This window comes from Serratia sp. G204Y (assembly GCF_051172435.1).
Taxonomy (GTDB): Bacteria; Pseudomonadota; Gammaproteobacteria; order Enterobacterales; family Enterobacteriaceae; genus Serratia; species Serratia sarumanii.
Genome location: NZ_JBPIZA010000001.1, coordinates 741,116 through 761,187, shown reverse-complemented (window position 1 = coordinate 761,187; position 20,072 = coordinate 741,116). Strand labels below are relative to the sequence as shown.

At 59.2% G+C, this 20,072-nt stretch carries 15 protein-coding genes and 2 pseudogenes; 6 read left to right on the top strand and 11 right to left on the bottom strand.

Annotation, left to right across the window (positions count from 1 at the left end):
- Window positions 1–263 precede the first annotated feature (263 nt).
- The 4 genes from efeB to putP form a co-directional block, all read right to left on the bottom strand.
- Window positions 264–1,562, bottom strand: coding sequence for an iron uptake transporter deferrochelatase/peroxidase subunit (efeB, locus tag ACSBQQ_RS03755; RefSeq protein WP_060387911.1), 1,299 nt, complete (start codon window positions 1,560–1,562; stop codon window positions 264–266).
- Between the two features lie 11 nt (window positions 1,563–1,573).
- Window positions 1,574–2,710 (bottom strand): iron uptake system protein EfeO, encoded by a 1,137-nt coding sequence (gene efeO, locus ACSBQQ_RS03750; protein WP_060387912.1) that lies wholly within the window; start codon window positions 2,708–2,710, stop codon window positions 1,574–1,576.
- A 20-nt stretch (window positions 2,711–2,730) separates the two neighbouring features.
- Window positions 2,731–3,576 carry an iron uptake transporter permease EfeU gene (gene efeU / locus ACSBQQ_RS03745; protein ID WP_049194677.1) on the bottom strand — a complete coding sequence of 282 codons (846 nt, stop codon included), beginning with the start codon at window positions 3,574–3,576 and terminating at the stop codon, window positions 2,731–2,733.
- A 237-nt stretch (window positions 3,577–3,813) separates the two neighbouring features.
- Window positions 3,814–5,298, bottom strand: coding sequence for a sodium/proline symporter PutP (gene putP / locus ACSBQQ_RS03740; RefSeq protein WP_060387913.1), 1,485 nt, complete (start codon window positions 5,296–5,298; stop codon window positions 3,814–3,816).
- A 571-nt stretch (window positions 5,299–5,869) separates the two neighbouring features.
- Here putP and putA point away from each other — a divergent pair.
- A pseudogene (gene putA, locus ACSBQQ_RS03735) lies at window positions 5,870–9,262 on the top strand (trifunctional transcriptional regulator/proline dehydrogenase/L-glutamate gamma-semialdehyde dehydrogenase); the annotation flags it as partial.
- An 80-nt stretch (window positions 9,263–9,342) separates the two neighbouring features.
- Window positions 9,343–9,846: pseudogene (locus tag ACSBQQ_RS03730) on the top strand (trifunctional transcriptional regulator/proline dehydrogenase/L-glutamate gamma-semialdehyde dehydrogenase); the annotation flags it as partial.
- A 315-nt stretch (window positions 9,847–10,161) separates the two neighbouring features.
- Here the strand turns inward: ACSBQQ_RS03730 and tcyN are convergent.
- The 7 genes from tcyN to ACSBQQ_RS03695 all read right to left on the bottom strand — a co-directional run bounded on the left by tcyN (window position 10,162) and on the right by ACSBQQ_RS03695 (window position 16,323).
- A complete protein-coding gene (gene tcyN, locus ACSBQQ_RS03725) occupies window positions 10,162–10,914 on the bottom strand; it encodes an L-cystine ABC transporter ATP-binding protein TcyN (RefSeq protein WP_039565546.1) in 753 nt (250 codons plus the stop codon).
- A gap of 3 nt (window positions 10,915–10,917) precedes the next feature.
- Complete coding sequence (gene tcyL / locus ACSBQQ_RS03720; RefSeq protein ID WP_033634963.1) at window positions 10,918–11,580, bottom strand: cystine ABC transporter permease; 663 nt, start codon at window positions 11,578–11,580, stop codon at window positions 10,918–10,920.
- The gene (tcyJ, locus tag ACSBQQ_RS03715) at window positions 11,580–12,380 is read right to left on the bottom strand and encodes a cystine ABC transporter substrate-binding protein (protein WP_033653651.1); all 801 of its coding nucleotides are present in this window, start codon (window positions 12,378–12,380) and stop codon (window positions 11,580–11,582) included. The genes tcyL and tcyJ overlap by 1 nt, the downstream gene beginning before the upstream one ends.
- A gap of 115 nt (window positions 12,381–12,495) precedes the next feature.
- Complete coding sequence (locus ACSBQQ_RS03710) at window positions 12,496–13,488, bottom strand: D-cysteine desulfhydrase (protein ID WP_025303239.1); 993 nt, start codon at window positions 13,486–13,488, stop codon at window positions 12,496–12,498.
- Between the two features lie 123 nt (window positions 13,489–13,611).
- The gene (gene fliZ, locus ACSBQQ_RS03705; protein ID WP_033647756.1) at window positions 13,612–14,121 is read right to left on the bottom strand and encodes a flagella biosynthesis regulatory protein FliZ; all 510 of its coding nucleotides are present in this window, start codon (window positions 14,119–14,121) and stop codon (window positions 13,612–13,614) included.
- Between the two features lie 55 nt (window positions 14,122–14,176).
- Window positions 14,177–14,899 (bottom strand): RNA polymerase sigma factor FliA, encoded by a 723-nt coding sequence (locus tag ACSBQQ_RS03700; protein WP_043147610.1) that lies wholly within the window; start codon window positions 14,897–14,899, stop codon window positions 14,177–14,179.
- A 182-nt stretch (window positions 14,900–15,081) separates the two neighbouring features.
- Window positions 15,082–16,323 (bottom strand): flagellin FliC, encoded by a 1,242-nt coding sequence (locus tag ACSBQQ_RS03695; protein WP_043147611.1) that lies wholly within the window; start codon window positions 16,321–16,323, stop codon window positions 15,082–15,084.
- 281 nt (window positions 16,324–16,604) lie between these two features.
- Here ACSBQQ_RS03695 and fliD point away from each other — a divergent pair, with 281 nt between their 5' ends.
- The 4 genes from fliD to ACSBQQ_RS03675 all read left to right on the top strand — a co-directional run bounded on the left by fliD (window position 16,605) and on the right by ACSBQQ_RS03675 (window position 19,989).
- Window positions 16,605–18,020, top strand: a complete 1,416-nt coding sequence (gene fliD / locus ACSBQQ_RS03690; RefSeq protein ID WP_033647758.1) for a flagellar filament capping protein FliD — start codon at window positions 16,605–16,607, stop codon at window positions 18,018–18,020.
- Between the two features lie 33 nt (window positions 18,021–18,053).
- Window positions 18,054–18,464: a flagellar export chaperone FliS gene (gene fliS, locus ACSBQQ_RS03685; RefSeq protein ID WP_033634970.1), complete on the top strand. Its 411-nt coding sequence runs from the start codon at window positions 18,054–18,056 to the stop codon at window positions 18,462–18,464.
- The gene (gene fliT / locus ACSBQQ_RS03680) at window positions 18,464–18,832 is read left to right on the top strand and encodes a flagella biosynthesis regulatory protein FliT (protein WP_004934765.1); all 369 of its coding nucleotides are present in this window, start codon (window positions 18,464–18,466) and stop codon (window positions 18,830–18,832) included. The genes fliS and fliT overlap by 1 nt, the downstream gene beginning before the upstream one ends.
- 308 nt (window positions 18,833–19,140) lie before the next feature.
- Window positions 19,141–19,989, top strand: coding sequence for a helix-turn-helix transcriptional regulator (locus ACSBQQ_RS03675; protein ID WP_039565536.1), 849 nt, complete (start codon window positions 19,141–19,143; stop codon window positions 19,987–19,989).
- The last annotated feature ends 83 nt before the right edge of the window (window positions 19,990–20,072 follow it).

Here is a 20,072-nt window from a genome sequence, read left to right as displayed (position 1 = left end):
AGTTAGCACTAAAACACTATATCACGCTCTACACGTCATTCCAGAAAAATTTTTACCCCCAAAATATCAATGAATTGCAATTAAAAACCGCAAATGACACTTTGGTTTCTCGATTAAATTTTGCGCAATCCAAAGCCGGTGAGCCGTGCCGATTTTTTTAACCCGCAGGCAAAGCATCGAATTGAACTTCGTCGCGCAATGTCCCGCGCAATAGGCAATACAAAGTAAAACGAGGCGGAAGATCGCGCCTCGTCATTGCGCACTCAGGCCTTGAGCAAGCCGCTGGCCAGATAGTCGCCGCCCTCTTTCACGCCCGGCAATACGAAGAAATACCCGCCGCCGATCGGCTTGATGTATTCCTCCAGCGCTTCGCCGTTGAGCCTTTTTTGCACCGTCAGGAATCCTTTTTCCAGATCGGCCTGGTAGCAGACGAACAGCAGCCCCATTTCCAGCTGCCCGGCATTCGAGACGCCAAGGGAATAGCTGTAGCCGCGCCGCAGCATCAGGTTGCTTTGGCTTTCCGGCGTGCGGGGGTTCGCCAACCGAATGTGCGCGTCCATCGGTATCACCTTGCCGTCGGGATCGTTCGCGTAGTTCGGCTCGTCATGTTCATGCTTCATACCGAGCGGCGCGCCGCTGTGCTTTTCGCGGCCAAAGATGGTTTCCTGCTCCTGCAGCGGCGTGCGATCCCAAAACTCCACGCGGAAGCGAATAATGCGCGCCGCCTGGTAGCTGCCGCCCGCCGTCCACGCCGGCTCGCCGGCGCCGTCGCCAACCCACACCACCTTATCCATCAGCGGTGTGTCGTCGGTTTTCGGGTTGGCGGTGCCGTCTTTGAAGCCCAGCAGGTTAATCGGCGTTTCTTTGCCTTTGCTGCGCGCCGCATGCGCCGAGATGAACCCTTCCCGCTTCCAGCGCACGCTGAGCAGATCCGGCGAATGCTTGATGATATCGCGCAGCGCGTGGAGAGCGGTTTCATTGGTGTTGGCGCAGATCTGCAGCAGCAGGTCGCCGTGGCACAGCGCGGCGTCCAGCGCATCGTTGGGGAAGCGCGTCATCTTCTGCAACCGCAGCGGTTTTTGCGCCTGCAGGCCAAAGCGTTCGTCAAACAGCGATGCGCCGACCGAAACGGTGATGGTCAGGTTGTCCGGGTAAATCTCCGGCCCCATGATGCCCGAATCGAGCGGCGGCAGCTTGGCATCCACTTCCGGCGCCTTGCCGCCGTGGGCCAGGAACGCGATGCGATCGGTCAGCAGCCGGAACAGACGCTCCAGATCCGCTTTGCTGGTCGCCAGCACGTCGAACGCTACCAGCATCATCGCCGCCTGTTGCGGCGTCAGCACCCCAGCCTGATGGCGACCATAAAACGGCTGTTTCTGCCAACGCTCATCCTGCGGCGTCGCCAACGGCTCCGCCGCGTTGCCCGCCGCCTGCGCCAGGCGGCTGCCGCCCAGCGCCAGTGCGCCCAGCCCCAGCCCTTGCAGCAAACGGCGCCGCGAAGGCGAGGCCGCCCCCTGCGATTGCGGATGCGGCCCGTTGTTCAGGCCTGCCTTATTGCTCATAATCCTATGCCTCAGTCCAGGCCCAACACGCCGCGCAGTTGAGAAAGGTCTTCCGCCAGCGTGGTGATCGGCCCTTTCAACGCGTTGCGATCGGCTTCGCTCAGCTTCTCGTAGGACTCATAGCCCTCTTTGGTTTTGTACTTCGCCAAAATGGTGTCGACGGTTTTGAAGTTGGCGTCAATCTTGTCCAGCAGCGGCTTGTTGGCCTTGACCAGCAGCGGACGCAGCAGGTTGACGATCTTCTGCGCGCCGTCGACGTTGGCCTGGAAATCCCACAGGTCGGTGCGGCTATAGCGGTCTTCTTCACCGCTGATCTTGCTGGCCGCCACTTCTTCGATCAGCCCGGCTGCGCCGCCCACCACCTTGCTCGGCGGGAAGGTCAGTTCACCCACGCGTTTTTGCAGCTCAACGGTGTCCTGATACAGCCGATCGGCGTATTTATCCATGTCTTTGGTCGAGTTGTCGGCAAACAGCGCCTTCTCCAGACGGTGGAAACCGGTGAAGTTAGGGTCCGCCGATTTCTTCTCGTAGTCGTCTTCACGGGCGTCGATGCTGCCGTCCAGATCGGAGAACAGCTCGGCGATCGGCTCGATGCGCTCATAGTGCTGACGGGTCGGCGCATACAGCTTGCGCGCTTGCTCCACGTTGCCGGCCTTCACCGCGTCGGTGAACAGCTTGGTCTGTTTCACCAGCCCGTCGACTTCTTTGGTGACGTAGACTTTGTATTCGGCGATCGGGCCAACCAGATCCAGCGCGCTCGGCTTGCCGTCGGTGGCGCCGTTGGCCGCCGCAGTGACGGTCAGTTTGCCTTTTGGATTGCTCAGCAGCCCGCAGGTCATGTCATATTCGCCCGCTTCCAGCGTGGCGGTCATTTTCTGGGTGAAGCCCGGCGCGATGTTCTCGCGCTCTTCCACCACCATCACCCCTTTCAGGATTTCCCATTCGACGTTTTTCTGGCTGGTGTTATGCACCACAAACTGCGTCTTGCCGGCCGGCACCGTCAGCTGCATCGGTTCGCACTGCTTGTCGTTGACCGTGACTTTGACCTGCGGCACGTCCGCCGCCAGCGCATCGATGCTCAGCACAAACGCCGGGATAGCCAGTAATGCTGCGTGCAACGCCTTGCGGCGAAATAACGGAGTAGACATACGAGATTCCCTATTAAACATTAATGATTGATTTTACGTTGCGCCGGAGCCGCTGCCGGCTCCGCGCGCTGCGGCAGGAAAAAGAAAATCAGCGCCGGGATCAGATACAGGAAGTAGACCGCCACTTCGCTGACCGTCGGCGCTTCCTGATAACCGAGAATGCCTTCCAGCAGGGTGCCGAACAGCGAATGGGTCGACAGGGTGCTGCTGAAATCGAAGGCGATGTCCTGAAAGTGGTTCCACAGGCCGGCCTCATGGAAGGCGCGGATCGCCCCCGCGGCCAGCCCGGCGGCGACGAACAGAATGAACAGGCTGGTCCATTTGAAGAATTTGGCCAGGTGCAGCTTCACCCCGCCCCAGTAAATCATCATGCCCAGCACGATGGCGGCCGCCAGGCCGAGCACCGCGCCGATCGGCGCCGCGGCGCCCACGTCTTGCTGGAACGCCGCCAGCAGGAAGAACACCGACTCCAGCCCTTCGCGCGCCACGGCGAAGAACACCATCGCCACCAGCGCCCAACCCTGCCCTTTGCCGGCGCTGAGCGCCTGATCGATCGCCCCTTCCAGATGCACCTTGACCGACTTGGACACTTTGCGCATCCAGAACACCATATAGGTGAGGATCAGTACCGCCACCACCGCGACGATGCCTTCGAACAGCTCCTGCTGCTTCTGCGGGAACTCGCCGGTGGTTTCATTGATGAAGATGCCGAGCGCCAGACACAGCGCCGCGGCGACAATCACGCCGACCCACACCGCGCCCAGCCATTGGCTGCGCTGCGTGCGTTTCAGGTAGCTGGCGATCAGGCTGACGATCAGCGCGGCCTCCAGCCCTTCACGGAACATGATAAGAAAGGGAACGAACATAAATAATCACCCCTGAAAAGACCGCGGCGGCAGAGAAAGCTGGCTCGACATGCGCTGCGCAACTCTGTAAAGAAACGTAAAATGCAACGAGAGTGATTATCATTCTGCCAAGAAGAAATACAAGAGGCGCCAGCGTGATTTTTTCTAATCAAATGTCACCAGGTGTTGGATGACGGCGATCGGCAGGCGAAAAAAAGGGCGCGTTACGCGCCCCTTGCTGACTGACATCGAACGGCGTTATACCGTTTTATACTCGGCTTCCGCCTGATCGAAACGCTCGGTCATGGTGGCGGAAGGCTGGCGGCCCATCAGGCTCACCACCACGATGGCGAGGCTGCCCAGGATGAAGCCCGGGATGATTTCATACAGACCCAGCCATTCGTACTGTTTCCAGACGATCACCGTCACCGCGCCGACCAGCATGCCGGCCAGCGCGCCGTTGCGGGTCATGCGCGACCACAGCACCGAGATCAGCACGACCGGGCCGAAGGCGGCGCCGAAACCTGCCCAGGCGTAGCTCACCAGGCCCAGCACGCGGTTCTCCGGGTTGGCCGCCAGCGCGATGGCGATCAACGCCACCACCAGCACCATCACGCGGCCGACCCACACCAGCTCACGCTGGCTGGCGCCTTTGCGCAGGAACGCCTTATACAGGTCTTCGGTGATCGCGCTGGAGCACACCAGCAGCTGGCAGCTCAGCGTACTCATGACCGCCGCCAGGATCGCCGACAGCAGCACGCCCGCCACCCATGGGTTGAACAGCAGCATCGCCAGCTCGATGAACACGCGTTCGCCGTTCTGCGACACGTTGCCGGCTTGATCCGGGTTATTGGCGAAGTAAGCGATGCCGAAGAAACCGACGGCGATGGTGCCGGCGAGGCACAGGATCATCCAGGTCATGCTGATGCGGCGCGCGCTGCGGATGGTGCGGTGAGAATCCGCCGCCATGAAACGTGCCAGGATGTGCGGCTGGCCGAAGTAGCCCAGGCCCCAACCCAGCAGCGACAGGATGGCGACGAAGTTCAGCCCCTTCAGCATGTCGAGGTTGGCCGGGTTCTGCGCCTGGATCACCAGCATCGAGGTATCGATGCCGCCGACGGCGAAGATCACGATCACCGGCGTCAGGATCAGCGCGAAAATCATCAGGCTGGCCTGCACGGTGTCAGTCCAGCTCACCGCCAGGAAACCGCCGATAAAGGTATACAGGATGGTCGCCGCGGCGCCGGCCCACAGGGCGGTTTCGTAGCTCATGCCGAAGGTGCTTTCGAACAGGCGCGCGCCGGCCACGATGCCGGAGGCGCAGTAAATGGTGAAGAACACCAGGATGACGATGGCCGAGATCACCCGCAGCAGCTTGCTGTTGTCTTCAAAGCGGCTGGTGAAATAGTCCGGCAGCGTCAGGGCGTTGTTGTTGGCTTCGGTATGCACGCGCAGCCTTCCTGCCACCAGCTTCCAGTTCAGGTAAGCGCCGATGGTCAGGCCGATGGCGATCCAGCTTTCGGAGATGCCGGAGAGGAAGATGGCGCCCGGCAGGCCCATCAGCAGCCAGCCGCTCATGTCGGAAGCGCCGGCGGACAGCGCGGTCACCACGCTGCCCAAACTGCGGCCGCCGAGAATATAGTCATCAAAGTTGTTGGTTGCCCGGTAGGCAAGCAGGCCGATCAGCACCATCCCGAAAATGTACACCAGGAAGGTCACCAGCATAGGTGTGCTCATTGTCATTTAATTCTCCACTTTCATTATTATTCGCGTTTCGCTCCGGCCAAGCCGGCGCCGGTAAACCCACGCGCAATGCATTTCACTGGCCGCCGCGCCGGAACGTGGCGCAGCCTGCGAGCAAGTGCAGGTAAAATAGTTTCTGCCCGTAATTGTTGACCGTCGGTTATCCTAGATGAGCCTTTCATCAACCAACAAGATATTTAACAACAAAGTTACACAAAGTTTACCCTGCGTCACATTTACCGGGCTCAAAGGTTGCACTCACGACAAGCAAAATGAGTTGCACCCGGTCATTACCCTTATATACCGCAAGGTAAAACGCCTGCGGCCGCATAAACCCCGCCGCGTTCGCTCAATAACGCAACATTCATGCCAACTGCGGATGTTAAAAAATCGATGAAACTCACACTTCGCTCATCAGCCTGATTTAACAAGGTTGCACAAAGTTGCAACATGCAGGATATTGTCTGCATTCTTAACCCCACACATCTCACGAACCTATCCCAACAGGCTTTCCGGCCTGCTGTTTGTCTAGCCTGATGGGATAGGTTCTAAACACAGGAGTTGGATTGGCATGGGCACTACCACAATGGGCGTGAAACTCGACGAGGCAACACGCGACCGGATCAAGAGCGCTGCGCAGCGCATCGATCGCACGCCGCACTGGCTCATCAAGCAGGCCATCTTTAATTACCTCGAGCGTCTCGAGAGCGGTACCGATATTCCTGAAATTCCAGCGCTGGCCGCTGTGGGCCAGCCTGAAGCGGACGACATTATGCCGCAAGCGCAGGAAGAGTCACACCAGCCATTCCTCGATTTCGCCGAACAAATTCTGCCGCAGTCGGTCACCCGCGCCGCCATCACCGCCGCCTATCGTCGCCCGGAGACCGAAGCGGTGCCGATGTTGCTCGAACAGGCGCGATTACCCGCCGATCTTGCACAGGCCACTCACAAAATGGCCTATGGCATCGCCGAGAAGTTGCGTAACCAAAAAAGTGCAAACGGCCGCGCCGGCATGGTGCAAGGCCTGCTGCAAGAGTTCTCCCTCTCCTCGCAGGAAGGTGTGGCGCTGATGTGCCTGGCGGAAGCGCTGCTGCGCATTCCGGACAAACCGACCCGCGATGCCCTGATCCGCGACAAGATCAGCAACGGCAACTGGCACTCGCACCTCGGGCGCAGCCCGTCGCTGTTCGTCAACGCCGCTACCTGGGGCCTGCTGTTCACCGGCAAGCTGGTGTCCACGCATAACGAAGCCAATCTGTCCCGTTCGCTGAACCGCATTATCGGCAAGAGCGGCGAACCGCTGATCCGCAAAGGCGTGGACATGGCGATGCGCCTGATGGGCGAACAGTTCGTGACCGGCGAAACCATCGCCGAAGCGCTGGCCAACGCGCGCAAGCTCGAAGATAAAGGCTTCCGCTACTCCTACGACATGCTGGGCGAAGCCGCCCTGACCGAGGCCGACGCCCAGGCCTACCTGGTTTCCTACCAGCAGGCGATCCACGCCATCGGCAAAGCCTCCAACGGCCGCGGCATCTATGAAGGCCCCGGCATCTCCATCAAGCTGTCCGCCCTGCACCCGCGCTACAGCCGCGCGCAGTACGAACGCGTCATGGAAGAACTCTACCCGCGCCTGCTGTCGCTGACCCTGCAGGCACGCCAGTACGATATCGGCATCAACATCGACGCCGAAGAGGCCGACCGCCTGGAGATCTCGCTCGATCTGCTGGAGAAGCTGTGCTTCGAACCGCAGCTGGCCGGCTGGAACGGCATCGGCTTCGTGATTCAGGCCTACCAAAAACGCTGTCCGTTCGCCATCGATGCGGTGATCGACATGGCGCAACGCAGCCGCCGTCGCCTGATGATCCGTCTGGTGAAGGGCGCCTACTGGGACAGCGAAATCAAACGCGCCCAGATGGACGGCCTGGAAGGCTACCCGGTCTACACCCGCAAGGTCTATACCGACGTTTCCTACCTGGCCTGCGCCCGCAAGCTGCTGTCGGTGCCGAACCTGATTTATCCGCAGTTCGCCACCCACAACGCCCATACCCTGAGCGCCATCTATCACCTGGCCGGCAACAACTACTACCCTGGCCAGTATGAGTTCCAGTGCCTGCACGGCATGGGTGAACCGCTGTACGAACAGGTGGTGGGTAAAGTGGCCGACGGCAAACTGAACCGCCCTTGCCGCATCTATGCGCCGGTCGGCACCCATGAAACGCTGCTGGCTTACCTGGTGCGCCGCCTGCTGGAAAACGGCGCCAACACCTCGTTCGTCAACCGCATCGCCGACGCCACCCTGCCGCTCGACGAGCTGGTGGCCGATCCGGTCAGCGCCGTGGAAGCGCTGGCGGCCAGCGAAGGCCAGATTGGCCTGCCGCACCCGCGCATTCCGCTGCCGCGCGAGCTGTACGGCGAGAAGCGCACCAACTCCAGCGGCCTGGATCTGTCCAACGAACAGCGTCTGGCTTCGCTCTCCAGCGCCCTGCTCACCAGCGCCAGCCATCCGTGGCGCGCGGAGCCTATCATCGACGCCGAATTGGATCAGGGCGTGGAACAGCCGGTGATCAACCCGGCCGAGCCGGGCGATGTGGTCGGCTACGTGCGTGAAGCCACCGAAGGCGAAGTTAGCCGCGCGCTCGACGCCGCCGCGGCCGCCGGCCCAATCTGGTTCGCTACGCCGCCGACGGAGCGCGCCGCGATCCTCGAACGCGCCGCCGAACTGATGGAAAGCCAGCTGCAAAGCCTGCTGGGCATTCTGGTGCGCGAAGCCGGTAAAACCTTCAACAACGCCATCGCCGAAGTGCGTGAAGCGGTCGATTTCCTGCACTACTACGCCGGCCAGGTACGCGACGATTTCGCCAACGACAGCCACCGTCCGCTGGGCCCGGTGGTCTGCATCAGCCCCTGGAACTTCCCGCTGGCGATCTTCACCGGCCAAATCGCCGCCGCGCTGGCGGCCGGCAACAGCGTGCTGGCCAAACCGGCCGAGCAAACGCCGCTGGTGGCCGCGCAGGCGGTGCGTATTCTGCTGGAAGCCGGCATTCCGCAAGGCGTGCTGCAGCTGCTGCCAGGCCAGGGTGAAACCGTCGGCTCAACGCTGGTCAACGACGCCCGCGTACGCGGCGTGATGTTTACCGGCTCCACCGACGTCGCCGGTATTCTGCAGCGCAGCATCGCCGGTCGTCTGGATCCGCAGGGCCGCCCGACGCCGCTGATCGCCGAAACCGGCGGCCTGAATGCCATGATCGTCGACTCTTCCGCCCTGACCGAGCAGGTGGTGACCGACGTGGTGGCCTCCGCCTTCGACAGCGCCGGCCAGGCCAGCGCTGCTCCGCGCTGCGTATCCTGTGCATTCAGGAAGACGTGGCCGAGCACACGCTGCAAATGCTGCGCGGCGCGATGGCCGAATGCCGCATGGGCAATCCGGAGCGCCTGTCCACCGACGTGGGCCCAGTGATCGACGCCGACGCCAAAACCGGCATCGAACGCCACATTCAGGCGATGCGCGCCAAAGGCCGCAAGGTATACCAGGCCGCCAAAGGCAGCGCGCAGGATGAGAAAGAGTGGGCGCGCGGCACCTTCATCAAGCCGACGCTGATCGAACTCGACAGCTTCGACGAACTGCAAAAAGAGATCTTCGGCCCGGTGCTGCACGTGGTGCGCTTCCAGCGCAACAATCTGGACGCGCTGGTCGATCAGATCAACGCCGCCGGTTATGGCCTGACGCTGGGCATTCACACCCGTATCGATGAAACCATCGCCCGGGTGACCGAACGCGCCAAGGTCGGCAACCTGTACGTCAACCGTAACATGGTTGGCGCGGTGGTCGGGGTGCAGCCGTTCGGCGGCGAAGGTCTGTCGGGCACCGGCCCGAAAGCCGGCGGCCCGCTGTACCTGTACCGTCTGCTGGCCAACCGCCCGGACGACGCGCTGCAACGTACGCTGCACCGTCAGGACGAAGAGCGCCCGATGGAAGCCACCGCGCGGCCGCAGCTGCTGGGCGCGCTGCAATCGCTGGAGAAATGGGCGGTCACCAGCCAACAAGGCGAACTGGCGGCACTGGCGCAGCGCTATGCGGAACTGGGCCAGGGCGGCACCGTACGCCCGCTGCCGGGCCCGACCGGCGAGCGCAATACCTATGCCCTGCTGCCGCGTGAACGCGTGCTGTGCCTGGCGGATAACGAAGCCGACGCGCTGATCCAGTTGGCCGCCGTGCTGGCGGTCGGCAGCAGCGCGCTGTGGCCGGAAGCGGAACTGCAGCGCAATCTGTTCCGCCGCCTGCCGAACGATGTGCAGGCGCGCATCGCCTTCAGCAAAGACTGGCAGCAGGACAAGGTCGAGTTCGACGCCGCCATCTACCACGGCGATGCCGACCAGCTGCGCACCCTGTGCGAGCAGATCGCGCAGCGCGGCGGCGCCATCGTCTCGGTGCAAGGCTTCGCCCACGGTGAAACCAACATCCTGTTAGAGCGCCTGCTGATCGAACGTTCGTTGAGCGTCAACACCGCCGCCGCCGGCGGTAACGCCAGCCTGATGACCATCGGTTAACGCATCTCAAGGCGGCCATACATTGCCGCCTGATTGGCTCACCGCTACGCAAACCCTGCACTCGTGCAGGGTTTTTTATTGCCCGCAGCCCGGCCAGACGTTAGCGTCTTGTTATCCTTGCATGAGGATGTGTCGCCTCATGGGCGATAACAATAGGGGGAGCTTAGAACGGATTAGTTTGCTTGAAAGCCGCAGCAGACCGCTACGATTCGCATTGACTCTCTGGTTCGGCAACATCCGGGATACGGCAGCCGCAGCGCGAAACGAATTGTTGAAAGCGGAGTAAATGCGGGCGGGGGAAGCTCCCCCGCCGCCTTATTGATTCCGGAACTTGTCGAGGAATTGCTGAGTGCGCTGGTGCTGCGGGTTGGCGAACAGCGCTTTGGCCGGGCCCTGTTCGACGATGCGGCCGTGATCCATAAAGATAACCCGGTCGGCCACGTCGCGGGCGAAACTCATCTCATGGGTGACGATCACCATGGTGCGTTTCTCTTCCGCCAGTGAGCGCATGGTATTGAGCACTTCCCCTACCAGCTCGGGATCGAGCGCCGACGTCGGCTCATCGAACAAAATCACCTCCGGCTGCATCGCCAGCGCGCGCGCAATAGCCACTCGCTGCTGTTGCCCGCCGGACAGCCGCCGCGGATAAGCATGCTCCTTGCCGCTCAGCCCCACCTTGGCCAGCAACGCGCGGGCGCGCTGTTCCGCGCTGGCTTTCGCCTCGCCCTTGACGACCACCGGCCCTTCGATGATGTTTTCCAGCACCGAACGATGCGGGAACAGGTTGAAGCTCTGGAACACGAAACCGACCTGCTGACGCAGCGCGCGCACCTGATTTTTCTGTTTGCTCAACGGCTTGCTGCCGTCGATCAGGATGTCGCCGACGCGAATGGTGCCGGAATCCGGCTCCTCCAGCAGGTTGATGCAGCGCAACAAGGTGGTTTTCCCTGAGCCGCTAGGGCCGATGATCGCCACCACTTCACCGGCGTCCACCGCCAGATCGATCCCATGCAGCACCGTCTGACCCTTGAACTGCTTGGTCAATTGCTTAACTTCAATGGCACTCATGCGCTACTCCTGATCCTGGCGATTAACGTGGGCTTCCAGGCGGTTTTGCAGTGCGGAAAGCAGGGTCGCCATCACCCAGTAAATCAGCGATGCCGCCAGGTACATGGTGAACACTTCCAGCGTGCGCGAGGTGATCAGCTGCGCCTGGCGGAACAGCTCCGGCACCTGAATGGTGGCGGCCAGCGAGGTGTCTTTCACCAGGCCGATGAAGCTGTTGCCCAGCGGCGGCAAGGCGGTGCGCGCCGCCTGCGGCAGGATCACCCGGCGCAGGGTTTGCCAACGGGTCATGCCGATGCTGGCGGCGGCTTCCCACTGCCCTTTGTCGATCGACGAAATCGCCGCGCGCAGCGTTTCCGAGGTGTAGGCGGCGGTATTGAGCGACAGGCCAATCAGCGCCGCCGGGAAAGGATCGAACTCGATGCCGAACTGCGGCAGACCGTAATAGATCATAAACAGCTGGGCGATCAACGGCGTGCCGCGGAACAGCGACACGTAAATGCGCGACAGCCACGCCAGCGGCCAAAGCGGCGAAAGGCGCATCAGCGCCAGCAGAAAACCAAGCAACAGGCCGAACGCCATACCGCCCAGGCTAAGCTGAAGCGTCAGTATTGCGCCCTTTAATAAAAATGGCGCTGAATCCAGCGCCAGTTGAATACTTTCGTGCATTATTTAGTTACGTCCGCGCCAAACCATTTCTCGGAGATCTTCGCCAGCGTGCCATCTTTTTGCATCTCGGCGATCGCCTGGTCAATCGCGGCCAGCAGCTCCGGGTTGTTCTTGCGCAGCGCCACGCCGGACTCCTGGCGGGAGAACGCCGGGCCGGCTACCGCCAGCGTATCGCCGGTTTTCTTCACCAGATCCAGCGCCGCCAGGCGATCCACCAGAATGGCGTTGATGCGGCCGACGCGCAAATCCTGATACTTGGTCGGGTCGTCGTCGTAGGTACGCACGTCCACACCCTGCACGTTCGCGCGCAGCCATTGCTCATAGTTGGTACCCAGGCCAACACCGACCTTCTTGCCCTTCAGGTCTTCCGGCTTGGTGATGGTGCCTTCGTTGCCTTTTTTCACCAGCGCCTGAATACCGGAAACGGTGTAAGGGGTGGAGAAATCATATTTCTTCTTGCGCTCATCAGAGATGGTCACCTGGTTGATCACCACATCGATGCGTTTTGATTCCAGCGAAGCCAGCATGCCGTCCCACTTGGTCGGGTTCAGCTTGGCCTTCACGCCCAAATGTTCCGCCAGCGCGTTGGCGAAATCCACTTCGAAACCGGTCAATTTGCCGTCTTCACCCTGGAAGCTGAACGGCGGATAGGTGCCTTCCAGACCGACGATCAGCGTGCCGCGCTGTTTCACCTGCTGCAGCAGATTGTCGGCGGCGTAGGCTTGAGTCGCCAAACCGGCGGCCAACGCGACGCCCACCACGCCCAACAGCCATTGACGACGAACTTTCGCAAACATCATAAACACCCCTGTGTGTTATTTATCTTTTTTGATATCAGCACTTTAACAGTGCGACCGCCCGCATAAAGGAATATAACCTTATAAATATAGTTCAAAATGGAATAACAAGCGGTATTTACACCTGCGGATGGTAGGCGAACAGCGCCGGCGCACCGCCGGTGTGGACGAACAGGATAGGCCCTTCGTCGCGGAAACGCCGCTGGGCGATGCCGTCGATCAAACCGGCCATCGCTTTGCCGGTGTATACCGGATCCAGCAACACGCCTTCTTGCTGCGCCAGCAGCTGCACCGCCGCCATGCCCTCTTCGTTCGGCATGCCGTACTGCGGCGCGAAGTAATCGTCCCACAGCGCGATCGGCGCCAGTTCGTCGATATTCAGCGAACAGGCCAGGGCTTTCTGGATCTGCTCCACCTTCGGCAGCTGATCGATCACGGTGCGCGAGACCGTCACGCCGATCAACTCGGTTTCGGGCAGCAGCTGTTGCAGCCCCACCGCCAGCCCGGCATGGGTGCCGGCGCTGCCGGACGCCACCACCACCGAACTGAACGCCACGTTGCTGCGTTGGCTCTGTTCGGCGATTTCCAATGCGCACTGCACATATCCCAACGCGCCCAGGGCATTGGAGCCGCCCACCGGCACCACGTAAGGCCGGAAGCCCTGCGCCTCGAGGCGCGTCGCCAGTTCCGCCAACTGCTGCTGCGGATCGTGCAGCGCTTCGCACATCACCACCTCGGCGTTGAACAGGCCGAGCAACAGGCGGTTGCCGTTGGTCAGGTAGTTTTCCGCACGGGTATCGATGGGATTTTCCAGCAGCGCGACGCAGTGCAGGCCCAGTTTCGCCGCCACCGCCGCCGTCTGGCGCACGTGGTTGGATTGAATGGCGCCGGCGGTGACCAGCGTATCAGCGCCTTGACGCAGCGCATCTGCGGCCAAAAACTCCAGCTTTCTCAGCTTGTTGCCGCCCATCGCCATAGGGGTGACATCGTCACGTTTGAGGTAAATTTCACGGCCGAGGTAATCGGAGAGACGGGACAGTTTTTCGAGCGGTGTGGCGGTGCCAACCAGATCCAGACGCGGAAATTGCGCCAGTTGTTGTTGCAGGTTCACTACTTCCCCCCAGGGAATCGAATATCGACATCTGATAACCGATAGATTTAGCAGATGTGAACTGAATAATCATCCTTTATCACGGGGGGAGCCGCAGATCCCGGCCAGCGGCCGGGGAAAGTCTCAGTAGCTGCGCTGCCAGGCGAGATACTGATCGTATTTGCGCAGCGCAATGCGGTAGTTGTTGTGCGCCGCGCTAGGCAGATCGTCAATGATGCGCTGATGGCTGGCACAGTTGGCGAATTTGTCCGCCGGGTAATTGCGCGCCACCAGCATTTCATCCAGCCGGCGCAGCCGCACCACGTACTCGCGAATGGTGCTGTGGCTCATCTCGGTCTGTTCGAACAGATATTGCTTGAACGCCATGATGTCGAAATAGCTCGGGTGGCTGTTGCAGGAAATCTCGCTGCAAAAGCGGCACAGTGCGGTCAGCTCATGCTGCACGTTTTGCCAGACCGCATCGTCGATCGGCTGATCCATGCGCGCGATGGCTTCTTTATTGATGATTTTGCCGCGAAACACCAGCGCCATGCGGTCCAACAGCTTACCGCACTGGGAGCAATGCGTCTGGCTGTGCTTGTAATCTTTCAGGTAACGGCTAAGCGGCCGTTTCTTCAACAGTATTCCTGGCATAAGGGGCAGTCCGATTGTCGCATGAGTCATCGAGTTGAGGGGCGGCGGGCCGCCGTCAGGTATCGTTCGCCAGCCGCGCGCGCAGGCGCTTGATCGCCTGACTGTGCAGTTGGCTGACGCGGGATTCCCCGACGTCCAGCACGGCGCCGATCTCCTTGAGATTCAACTCTTCTTGGTAATACAGCGTCAGCACCATTTTTTCGCGCTCCGGCAACGCCTCGATGGCGTCGATCACTCGCTGGCGCAGGCTGCCTTCCAACAGGTGATGCAGCGGGTTGGCCTCTTCATGCCCTTCCAGCATCGGTTCCGCGTTCTCGCCATGCTCCTCGCGCCATTCGTCGTAGGAGAAAAGCTGGCTGTTATTGGTGTCCAACAGAATTTGACGGTACTCATCCAGCGAGATATTCAGCGTCTGCGCCACTTCCGTCTCGCTCGCCGGGCGGCCGTAACGCTGTTCCAGCAGCCGCATCACCTGCGCGACCTCGCGCGCATGGCGCCGCACGCTGCGCGGCACCCAGTCGCGGCTGCGCAGCTCGTCGAGCATCGCGCCGCGAATGCGCTGCACCGCATAGGTGGTAAAGGCGGTTCCCTGTAGGGCGTCATAACGCTCAACGGCGTTCAGTAGCCCGATTCCCCCGGCCTGCAGCAGGTCGTCAAGCTCCACGCTGGCGGGCAACCTGACCTGCAGGCGCAACGCCTCGTGGCGCACTAACGGGACGTAGCGCAGCCAGAGAGAATTTTTGTCCATCACGCCTTCGGCGGTATACAGATCGCTCACTATGTCTTAAACCTGCGGATAAGAGAGTCAGCGCTATTATGCGTAGGGGGCGGAATGCCAATCGGCTGAACAGTCGCACAAAACGGGCTTTATTTGCGCCATGTAATAACCGTGCGGTGCGCGAGCATAAAAAAACCCCGCCGAGGCGGGGTTTCTTTGCGACAGTTAATCGGGAGAGACGATTAACGCAGCAGGGACAGAACGTTCTGAGTAGACTGGTTAGCCTGTGCCAGAACAGAGGTGCCAGCCTGTTGCAGGATGTTGGCGCGGCTCATGTTGGACACTTCGGTCGCGTAGTCGGCATCCTGAATACGGGACTGAGAAGCGGACAGGTTGTTAACGGTGCTGTTCAGGTTGTTGATAACAGAATCGAAACGGTTCTGTACCGCACCCAGGGAAGAACGCAGGGAGTCAACCTGAGACAGCGCTTTGTCCAGGGTCGCCAGCGGGTCGGCAGTTTTTGGCTCGGTGGACTGCTCAGCGCCCTTGGTCACTTTACCGGTAGCGTCTACGCTCGCCTTGAAATATTTGGCATTGGCACCGGTACCTTCCTGGATCACGTAAGATTTACCGTTGTCGTAAGAGTGCAGGTTAGCCGCATCTGGGCCGCTTGCAGCAACTTCTTCCTTCACAGTTGTTGTCGCGCTGGTATCGGTCAGACCAGTGGTTTCAGCAGCAGCAATTGCAGTGATGTCACCAGAGGTTTTGTCGATGGTTGCTTTATAGTTCTTACCATCGGTACCAACAGCATAGATATCACCGGTAGCATTGTCCTTCAGGAAGCTGGCTGGCGCAGCACCATTTGCTTGTTTGTTCGTGGTGTTGGTGATGGTGAGATCTTTGCCTGTTTGTACGTTAGTCGCTTTTGCACCAACTTTAGTCGTATCAATGCCATCAGCCACGCTGAACTTTTCCAGACCCAGCGTTTTAGCGTTGATGTCTTTCAGTTCGATATCGATGGTTTCGCCGTCGTTCGCGCCAACCTGGATGGTCAGTTTCTGATCAGAGCTCAGCACTTTCACGCCGTTGAAATCGGTCTGCTCGGAGATGCGGTTGATTTCAGACAGACGCTGAGAGATCTCGTCCTGGATGGACTGCAGGTCGCTGGCAGAGTTGGAACCGTTCTGAGACTGTACGGTCAGACGACGGATGTTCTGCAGGTTGTCGTTAACTTCGTTCAGTGCGCCTTCAGTGGTCTGCGCCAGGGAGATACCGTCGTTGGCGTTGCGAGAAGCCTGAGTCAGGCCTTTGATGTTTGCAGTGAAACGGTTGGAGATAGCCTGACCCGCAGCATCGTCTTTCGCGCTGTTGATACGCAGACCGGAAGACAGACGCTCAATCGCAGTGCCCAGAGAAGACTGAGATTTGTTCAGGTTGTTCTGCGCCATCAGCGACAGGCTGTTAGTGTTGATTACTTGTGCCATTGTTTGCTTTCCTTACGAGTCAGTTGCGTTCTTCGCAACACAGTTAAAAGGTTCGGGCTTGTTTGCCCACGGCGTCAACCACCGTCCCCTCAGGTATCGGCCCTCCCCTAACAACCTTTAGCAATTTTTTAAAATTTTTTGCGCCGCCGGCAATGGCAGAAATAACGCGGTTTTTCCCTCTTCTATTGCGCCATCGTTTTTTTGTTTTTTTCAGTAAACTTTTTCACCGCTGGGCCGATAACGCGTAAAGCGAATAAAGTCATTATCAAGGAGAAGCACGAATGGCATCGATCAGTTCATTAGGCATCGGCTCAGGACTCGACCTTAACGGTTTGCTGGACAAGCTGACCAAAGCGGAACAACAGCGTCTGACGCCGTACACCACCCAGCAGACCAGCTATAACGCCCAGTTGACCGCTTACGGTACGCTGAAAAGCTCGCTGGAGAAGTTTGACAATCTGAGCAAAGACCTGGCCAAGCCAGAGTTCTTCAACAACACTACCGCCACCAAGCACGATCAGTTTACCGTGACCACCACCGACAAATCGGTGCCGGGCAACTACTCGATCGAGGTGTTGAAGCTCGCGCAGCCGCAAACGCTGACCACTCAGACGCCGATTGCCGACCAGCAGGCCAAACTGGGCACGCCGGGCAGCAGCGATCGTTCCATCTCTATTACGGCAGGCAATCCGCCGAAAGAGACCAAGATCCCGCTCGGTGACGATCAGACCTCACTGGTCGAGATGCGCGACGCCATCAATAAATCGAAATCCGGCGTCACCGCCAGCATCATGCGCGTCGGCGACAATGACTATCAACTGGCATTAAGCTCCACCACGCCAGGCGAAAAAAACACCATTTCGGTGCAGGTCAATAACGACGACAAGCTCGGCGCCATCCTCAACTACGATCCTAAAAATCCGCCTAAAGATGGCAGCGCCGCGATGAAGCAAACCGTGCCCGGCCAGGATGCGGAAATCGTCGTCAACGGCACGAAAATCAAGCGCAGCACCAACTCGATCGCCGATGCTCTGCAGGGCGTAACGCTCGATCTGAAAACCACCACCAAGCCCGGCGAACCGCAAAACCTGGTGATCGGCATCGACAAGAGCGGCAGCGCCGACAAGATTAAAGAGTGGGTAGATAACTACAACTCGCTGCTGGACACCTTCAATTCGCTGACCAAATACACGCCGGTTAAAAGCGGTGAAGCGCAGAATGCCAAAAACGGCGCGCTGCTGGGCGACAACACCCTGCGCGGCATCCAGTCCTCGATCAAGAGCGCCCTCAGTTCGGCACAGGACAACCCGGAGTTGAAAGGCCTGGGCAACCTCGGCATCACCACCAACGTCAAAACCGGTAAGCTGGAAATCGACAGCACCAAGCTGAACAAAGCCATCGACGAAAAACCGGATCAGGTTGCCAACTTCTTCGCCGGCAACGGTAAAGACACCGGCATGGCCACCGAAATCCACAACGAGATCCAGAACTACGTCAAATCCGGCGGCATCATCGAGAACTCGACCAAGAGCATCAACACCAACCTCGATCGCCTGAACATTCAGATCACCACGGTCACGGCCAGCATTCAGAACACCATCGACCGCTATAAGCAGCAGTTCGTTCAGTTGGATACCATGATGTCCAAATTGAGCAGCACGGGTAACTATTTACAACAGCAATTCTCGACAAAGTGATCCCTTAACCAGGTAACAGGTAAAAGAAACAACATGTATAACAGAAGCGGCACTCAGGCCTATGCACAGGTCAGTCTGGAAAGCGGCGCCATGAGCGCCAGCCCGCACCAGTTAATCGTGATGTTGTTCGACGGGGCGCTCAGCGCCCTGCTTCGCGCACGCATCCTGATGAACCAGGGCGATATCGCCGGCAAAGGCATGGCGCTGTCCAAAGCCATCAACATCATCGACAACGGCCTGAAAGGCGGCCTGGACCCTCAACAGGGCGGCGAAATCGCCGAAAACCTGGCGGCGTTGTACGACTATATGAAGCGGCGCCTGATGCAGGCCAACCTGAACAACGACGAAGCGGCGATCGCCGAAGTGGTCAAACTGCTGGAAAACATCGCCGATGCCTGGCGCCAGATCGGCCCCAACTACCAACCTTCGCAGGACGCCGTGTAATGGAACGTCAACAGCAGCTGTTAGCCGCTTATCAACAAATTTACAGCCTGAGCAGCCAGATGATCGCGCTGGCGCAAACCGGGCGCTGGGAGGAGCTCGTCGAGCTCGAATTCGCTTACGTAACGGCGGTGGAAAAAACCGCCGCCTTTACCGGGCAAGCCGGCCCTTCCATGGCGTTGCAGGAGATGCTGCGCAATAAGCTGCAACAGATCCTCGACAACGAAACCGAGCTCAAACGTCTGTTACAGCAGCGCATGGATGAGCTGAAAATGCTGATCGAACAGTCCACGCGCCAGAACGTGGTCAACAATACCTACGGCCAGTTTCATGACCGTGCGCTGTTGCTGGGGGAGCCACAGGTCCGATAAGATCGACAATACTGACGAAAATGGATTAAATAGCACTATGCGCTATTACTCTCGGGTTACGTTAGGATATTAATCTATGGCATTTGAATTATTCAGTTTATGGGTAATTGGTAAAATGCGCGCTTCGAGCCTGGCTCTCACTTTAATGGATAAACATTATCCCGACACGGACGTTTTCTGTTCAGCAGGAAATTGATTTTTGATAGATAAAACACGCCGCTGTGTTTCACGGCCCATGGAAAAATGTTGCTCCAACGCGGATCAAAGCGTAAAGATATTCTCAGATAATGGCTGCGAAATGAATATCGATGGAACGTACAATTAATCTCTGTCCAGGAATTGGCGCCTCAGCGCACATCATTCAGCATACTGAATTATTATTCCCTTCAGTCTATTTTGAGCAACCACATCTGTATCTGATACAACAGGGCCATAAGCGCGTACGCTGGCAACAACGCGAGGTGGTGGCTCATGCCGGCGAGCTGTTGATAATCGACGGGGGGCAAACGGTGGATATTATTAACGGCCCATCCGAAGAAGGCGTTTTCAGTTGCCAGTTGCTGACCTGCGACCCACTGCTGCTCACCGTTCAGCCTCCGGCCGAGGACGCGCCGGCGCCGATGCCGTTTGATGCCGTCCTGGCGCTGCGCAGCCTGCCCTGCGCCCTGAAGCACAGTTTCGAGACCACCAGCCTGGCGCTGGCGCTCCGGCAGCGCTTTCCCGCCATCATCGTGCGGCACAAGATGCTGGAAATTCTGCTGTGGCTGGCCCAGTTCGGCATTCGCTTCATCCACAACGAAGCCAAAGACCTGACGCAGCGCGTGCGCCGCTGCCTGGCGACCGACCCGCACAGCATTTGGACGGCGGCGAAAGTGGCGGAAAGCCTGTCGATGAGCGAAGTGATGTTGCGCCGCAAACTGTCGATGGAAAATACCGCGTTGCGCAACCTGATGATCGACGTGCGCATGAGTAGCGCACTGGCCCTGCTGCAGTCGACCGACTGGCCGATTTCCGCCATCGCGCAACATGTCGGCTATGAAAGCGCGTCACGTTTCGCCGAACGTTTTCGCAAACGCTTCGGTTTCGCCCCGACCGCCATTCGCGGTCACCAAAGGATTATGGAGCCGGCCTTTGAACAGCATTACGGTTCCAGCTAATCAATGGCGGAAAACACTGCAATTTAGCTCAGATAGACGATGGCATCTCAAGGATGTGAGCGTACCGAGCAACTTATCTTGAC